Annotated in this window: 5 protein-coding genes; 1 reads left to right on the top strand and 4 read right to left on the bottom strand. The window is 71.2% G+C overall.

Annotated features, from left to right (window positions below):
• The coding region (locus ACQKIP_RS38510) for a VOC family protein (protein ID WP_427745211.1) at positions 1 to 345 on the bottom strand (345 nt) is incomplete at its 3' end.
• Positions 346 to 409: 64 nt separating this feature from the next.
• Complete coding sequence (locus ACQKIP_RS38505) at positions 410 to 922, bottom strand: pyridoxamine 5'-phosphate oxidase family protein (protein WP_365852554.1); 513 nt, start codon at positions 920 to 922, stop codon at positions 410 to 412.
• A gap of 126 nt (positions 923 to 1,048) precedes the next feature.
• On the opposite strand from ACQKIP_RS38505, the gene ACQKIP_RS38500 reads away from it, so the two are divergent.
• Positions 1,049 to 4,042 (top strand): bifunctional [glutamine synthetase] adenylyltransferase/[glutamine synthetase]-adenylyl-L-tyrosine phosphorylase, encoded by a 2,994-nt coding sequence (locus ACQKIP_RS38500; protein WP_365852556.1) that lies wholly within the window; start codon positions 1,049 to 1,051, stop codon positions 4,040 to 4,042.
• Here the strand turns inward: ACQKIP_RS38500 and ACQKIP_RS38495 are convergent.
• Positions 4,030 to 4,908 carry a phosphatase PAP2 family protein gene (locus ACQKIP_RS38495; RefSeq protein ID WP_365852558.1) on the bottom strand — a complete coding sequence of 293 codons (879 nt, stop codon included), beginning with the start codon at positions 4,906 to 4,908 and terminating at the stop codon, positions 4,030 to 4,032. The two genes, ACQKIP_RS38500 and ACQKIP_RS38495, sit on opposite strands and share 13 nt — an antisense overlap.
• A 75-nt stretch (positions 4,909 to 4,983) precedes the next feature.
• Positions 4,984 to 5,416, bottom strand: a 433-nt coding sequence (locus ACQKIP_RS38490) for a substrate-binding domain-containing protein (protein WP_427745210.1), incomplete at its 5' end; no start/stop codon positions are given.

Raw genomic sequence — 5,416 nt, 5'->3', positions numbered from 1 at the left:
GAAGTACATGAACGTGCCGCCGTCCTGCGGCGCATGCGCCACCGGCTCCGAGATCTCCAGGCCGCGCGCCGTCAGCTCCGCGTGCGCGGCCTTCGCGTCGGCGACGCACAGCTGGAGGCCCTGGTAGGAGCCGGGGGCCGGGGTGGGGCCGTCCATCGTGTCCCAGAGGGTGTCGGCCAGCGCGATCGAACAGCCCGAGCCCGGCGGGGTCAGCTGGACGATGCGCATGCCCGGCATGACCTCGGTGTCGATGTCCACGTGGAACCCGAGCTTGTCGCGGTAGAACTCCTTGGCCCGGTCGACGTCGCTGACGGGGAGCGGGATCACCTCGAGTGTGTATTCCATGGGCCGAGTACATCAAGGCTCCGGGGCTCTGTCAGCGTGAACGGCCGCGTCCGCTCCGGAGCCGTCAGGCGAAGCGCCACCGCGTCTGGCTGAACGGCTCGCCCTTGCCGAAGCCGAACGCCGTACGCGGGGCCACCTCGAAGACGTACGCGTGGCCCGCTCCGTGGTGGAAGCAGCCGTCCCGCACGTCGTAGTGCCAGAAGCTGCCGTACTTGTCCTCCCACGCCGTGGCGAGGCGTTGCAGCCTGTCCTCGTCCGTGATCCGGACCGCCGCGCCCTCGACGACCAGGTCATAGCCCTTGTCCCAGAGGTTCACGCCCGTGGTCAGGACGACCTCGGGGTTGGCCGCCACGTTCCGTGCCTTGCGCTCCTCGGGGCCCGTGCAGAAGTGCAGCGCGCCGTCCAGCCAGACCGCGGGCAGCGGCGTGACGTGCGGGCGCCCGTCGGGACGTACGGACGAGATCCAGAAGAGTTCGGCGCTCTTGAGCTGCCGCACGGCGTCGGGCCAGGGGGTCGCGACGGCACCCGTGCTGCTGTACCGGGCATCCAGTTCCGTACGCGGTTGCCCGCTCGACATGCTCGCCATGGTCCGCCTCCCGTTGCTGCCAGCAATGCTCCCGACCAAGTACGGACTCCGCACGCGGGCAGAACTCATCGGTCAGGCCGTAGGCTCGGGGCCAGGTGATCGAACGGAGGCGCGGGGATGACGGTGCCGCAAGGGCGCAGGAGCAGTACGTTCACGCGGCTGCTGCGGCATGGCTTCACCGATCCGTCCGCCGCCGAGCGGCTGCTCGGCGCTCCCGAGCTGTCCTCGGTGCGGACCGATCCGGTGCTGCTCGATGCCCTGAGCGCCACCGCCGACCCGGACCTGGCCCTCCTGGGCCTGCTGCGCCTGGTCGAGGGACAGCCCGACGACCTCAGCCGCCGTGAGCTGCTCGATACCCTGGTCAGCGCCAAGCCGCTGCGCGACCGGCTCCTCGGCGTGCTCGGCGCTTCAGAGGCCCTGGCCGACCACCTGGCCAGGCACCCCGGCGACTGGCGTGCCCTGGCCACGTACGAGCTCGCCGACCTGCACCCCGGCGTAGAAGAGTTCGAGCGCGGCCTTGAGGACGCCACCGACCCGGTCTCGCTGCGCGTCTCCTACCGCCGATGCCTGCTCGCCATAGCGGCTCGTGACGTCTGCGGCACGACGGACGTCGCCGAGGCGGCGGCCGAACTCGCGGACCTGGCGACGGCGACCCTGCGCGCCGCGCTCGCCATGGCCGAGGCGGATGCTCCCGCGGACGCGTCGCAGTGCAGGCTCGCGGTCATCGCGATGGGCAAGTGCGGCGGCCACGAGCTGAATTACGTGTCGGACGTCGACGTGATCTTCGTCGGCGAGGCGGTGGACGGCGCCGACGAGGGCAAGGCGATCCAGGCCGCCACGCGGCTCGCCTCGCACATGATGCGGATCTGCTCGGAGACCACGGTCGAGGGCACCATCTGGCCGGTCGACGCCAACCTCCGCCCCGAGGGCCGCAACGGCCCCCTGGTGCGTACCCTCAGCAGCCACCTCGCCTACTACCAGCGGTGGGCCAAGACCTGGGAGTTCCAGGCGCTGCTCAAGGCCCGCCCGGTGGCCGGGGACCTGGCCCTCGGCGAGGAGTACGTCAGCACGCTCGCGCCCCTCGTCTGGCACGCGGCCGAGCGCGACAACTTCGTGCCCGACGTGCAGAAGATGCGCCGCCGGGTCGTGGAGAACATCCCGGCGGGCGAGGTCGACCGCGAGCTGAAGCTGGGCCCCGGCGGCCTGCGGGACGTCGAATTCGCCGTACAGATGCTCCAGTTGGTGCACGGCCGCGGCGACACCTCGATCCGCAGCGGCTCGACCCTCGCGGCCCTGGAGGCGCTCGCGGCCGGCGGCTATGTGGGGCGCGTGGACGCGGTCCAGCTCGACGACGCCTACCGCTTCCTGCGCTCCCTGGAGCACCGCATCCAGCTGTTCAAGATGCGGCGCACCCACCTCATCCCCGAGGACGACGCGGACCTGCGGCGCATCGGCCGCTCCCTGGGCATGCGGACAGAGCCGATCACCGAGCTCAACCGCGCCTGGAAGCGGCATACTTCGGTGGTGCGCCGCCTGCACGAGAAGCTCTTCTACCGCCCGCTCCTGGACGCCGTGGCCCAACTGGCGCCCGGCGAGACCAGGTTGAGCACCGAGGCGGCCCGCGAACGCATGGTGGCTCTCGGCTACCACGATCCCGCGGCGGCCCTGCGCCACCTGGAGGCCCTCGCCTCGGGCGTCACCCGCAAGGCGGCGATCCAGCGCACCCTGCTGCCCGTCCTCCTCGGCTGGTTCGCGGACTCGGCGGACCCCGACGCGGGCCTCCTGAACTTCCGCAAGGTCTCCGACGCCCTCGGCAAGACCCCCTGGTACCTGCGGCTCCTGCGCGACGAGGGCGCCGCCGCCGAGAACCTCGCCCGCGTCCTGTCCGCCGGACGCCTGGCCCCCGACCTCCTCATGCGCGCCCCCGAAGCGGTGGCCCTGCTCGGCGACCAGCGCGGCCTGGAACCGCGCGACCACGCCCACCTGGAGCAGGAGGTCCTGGCCGCGGTGGGCCGCGCCGACGGCGGCGAACAAGCCGTCGCGGCGGCGCGCGGCGTCCGCCGCCGCGAGCTGTTCCGTACGACGGCGGCGGACATCATCGGCTCGTACGGCACCGAGGAGAGCCCCGCCGAGGCCGACCCCGGCGCCCTGGTGGACCGGGTGGGCGACGCGGTCTCCGACCTCACGGCCGCGACGATCGCGGGGACGCTGCGCGCGGTGGTCCGCGAGGGCTGGGGCGACACGCTGCCGGTGCGGTTCGCGGTGATCGGCATGGGCCGCCTCGGCGGCCACGAACTGGGCTATGGCTCGGACGCGGACGTCCTGTTCGTCCACGAGGCGCGCGAGGGCGTCGGGGACCAGGAGGCGGGGAAGGCCGCCGCCAAGGTGGTCTCGGAGATGCGCAGGCTCCTCCAGATCCCCAGCGCCGACCCGCCGCTCCTGATCGACACGGATCTGCGGCCCGAGGGCAAGAGCGGCCCGCTGGTGCGCACCCTCGCGTCGTACGAGGCCTACTACCGCCGCTGGTCACTGGTCTGGGAGGCCCAGGCGCTGCTGCGTGCCGAACCCATCGCGGGGGACGCCGAGCTCGGCCGCGCCTTCATCGAACTCGTGGACCCGCTGCGTTACCCGGCGGAGGGCCTCGGCGACGACGCGATCCGTGAGATCCGCCGCCTCAAGGCCCGCATGGAGGCGGAACGCATGCCGCGCGGCGCCGACCCCACCCTGCACACCAAACTGGGCCGCGGCGGCCTCTCGGACGTCGAGTGGACCGTGCAGCTGATGCAGCTGACGCACGGCTGGGTCGAACCGGGCCTGCGCACGACACGCACCCGCGAAGCCCTCGCGGCGGCCTGCGCGGCCGAGCTGATCCCGACCGAGGACGCGGCGATCCTGGACGAGGCGTGGGTCCTGGCCACCAGGGTGCGCAACGCGGTGATGCTGGTCCGCGGCCGGGCCGGCGACACGTTCCCCTCGGACGGCCGGGAACTGGCGGCGGTGGGCCGGTACCTGGGCTACGACCCCGGGCACGTCGGCGACATGCTGGACGACTACCGCCGCACCACGCGCAGGGCACGGGCCGTGATGGAGGAGAGGTTCTACGGGGCCTGAGTGGTCGGGGCAGGGGTCCGGGCCGGAGCCGGGGCCGCCACCTCGCGCGGCAGCTTGTGCGGCTGGGTCCCGTACCAGAGCCAGGCCACCCCGAAGCCGAACGCCAGGCAGATCATGCCGCCCACCGCGTCCAGCCAGAAGTGGTTGGCGGTGGCCACGATCACGATCAGCGTCGCCGTGGGGTAGAGCAGACCGAGGATCTTGGCCCACGGGGCCGACGCCAGAGCGAAGATCGTCAGGCCGCACCACAGGGACCAGCCGATGTGCATCGAGGGCATCGCCGCGTACTGGTTCGACATGTGCTTGAGGTCGCCGGAGGCCATGGAGCCCCAGGTCTGGTGGACGAGGACCGTGTCGATGAAGTCGTGGCCGTTCATCAGGCGCGGGGGCGCCAGGGGGTAGAGGTAGTAACCGAGGAGCGCCACGGCGGTTGTCGCGAACAGGACCATGCGCGTCGCCGCATAGCGTCCCGGATGCTTGCGGAACAGCCAGACCAGGACACCGAGCGTCACCACGAAGTGCAGCGTCGCGTAGTAGTAGTTCATGCCGACGATGAGCCACGACACGGAGTTCACCGCGTGGTTGACGCTCTGCTCGACGGCGATCCCCAGATGTTGCTCCGCTTGCCAGATCCAGTCGGCGTTGCGCAGGGCCTGTGACTTCTGTTCCGGTACGGCGTTGCGGACCAGGGAGTACGTCCAGTAACTGACCGCGATCAGCAGGATCTCGAACCAGAGTCGCGGGCGTCGGGGCGCGCGCAGACGGCGCAGGAATGCCCGCCCATTGCGGTCCTCCTGCTCGCCCGCGATGGGTGATGTGGTGGGCCGCTGCTGGCCTTCCAGTGTCGTCACAGTCATCTCACCCATAGGCACAGAGTCTGCCAGATACCGACCCTCCGCCCGATCATCCCAAGGTCTGGTTCAGGTCGCATTCTCTACGCCCTACGAACGAGTGCATCCCCGAGGGGAGGAAGCGGTTGAACCCCGAACGACCAGCTCCGGCATGAAGACGAATTCGCTGTGCGGGGCGGGCGTGCCGCCGATCTCCTCCAGGAGCGTGCGGACCGCGGCCTGCCCCATCGACGGCACGGGTTTACGCACCGTGGTCAGGGGCGGATCGGTGAAAGCGATCAACGGAGAGTCGTCGAATCCCACCACCGAGATGTCGTCGGGGACCTCGAATCCGCGCTGCCGCGCCGTCCGTATCGCGCCCAGGGCCATCATGTCGCTCGCGCACACGACGGCCGTGCAGCCGCGGTCCATCAGCGCGGATGCCGCCGCCTGCCCGCCCTCCAGCGTGTACAGCGAATGCTGGACCAGTTCGGACTCGATCTCCTGCGGAGTCAGTCCCAGCAGGTCCTGCACCGTGCGTACG

The organism is Streptomyces sp. NPDC059900 (assembly GCF_050270335.1).
In the GTDB taxonomy this organism is placed as follows: domain Bacteria; phylum Actinomycetota; class Actinomycetes; order Streptomycetales; family Streptomycetaceae; genus Streptomyces.
Note: the sequence above shows the minus strand (reverse complement) of the source record. Positions and strands in the feature narration are given on the sequence as shown.

Excerpts from the sequence above, each read along its gene's own strand:
- ACQKIP_RS38505 (WP_365852554.1), bottom strand. The coding sequence starts at position 922 with ATGTCGAGCGGGCAACCGCGTACGGAACTGGATGCCCGGTACAGCAGC.
- ACQKIP_RS38500 (WP_365852556.1), top strand. The coding sequence starts at position 1,049 with ATGACGGTGCCGCAAGGGCGCAGGAGCAGTACGTTCACGCGGCTGCTG.
- ACQKIP_RS38495 (WP_365852558.1), bottom strand. The coding sequence starts at position 4,908 with ATGGGTGAGATGACTGTGACGACACTGGAAGGCCAGCAGCGGCCCACC.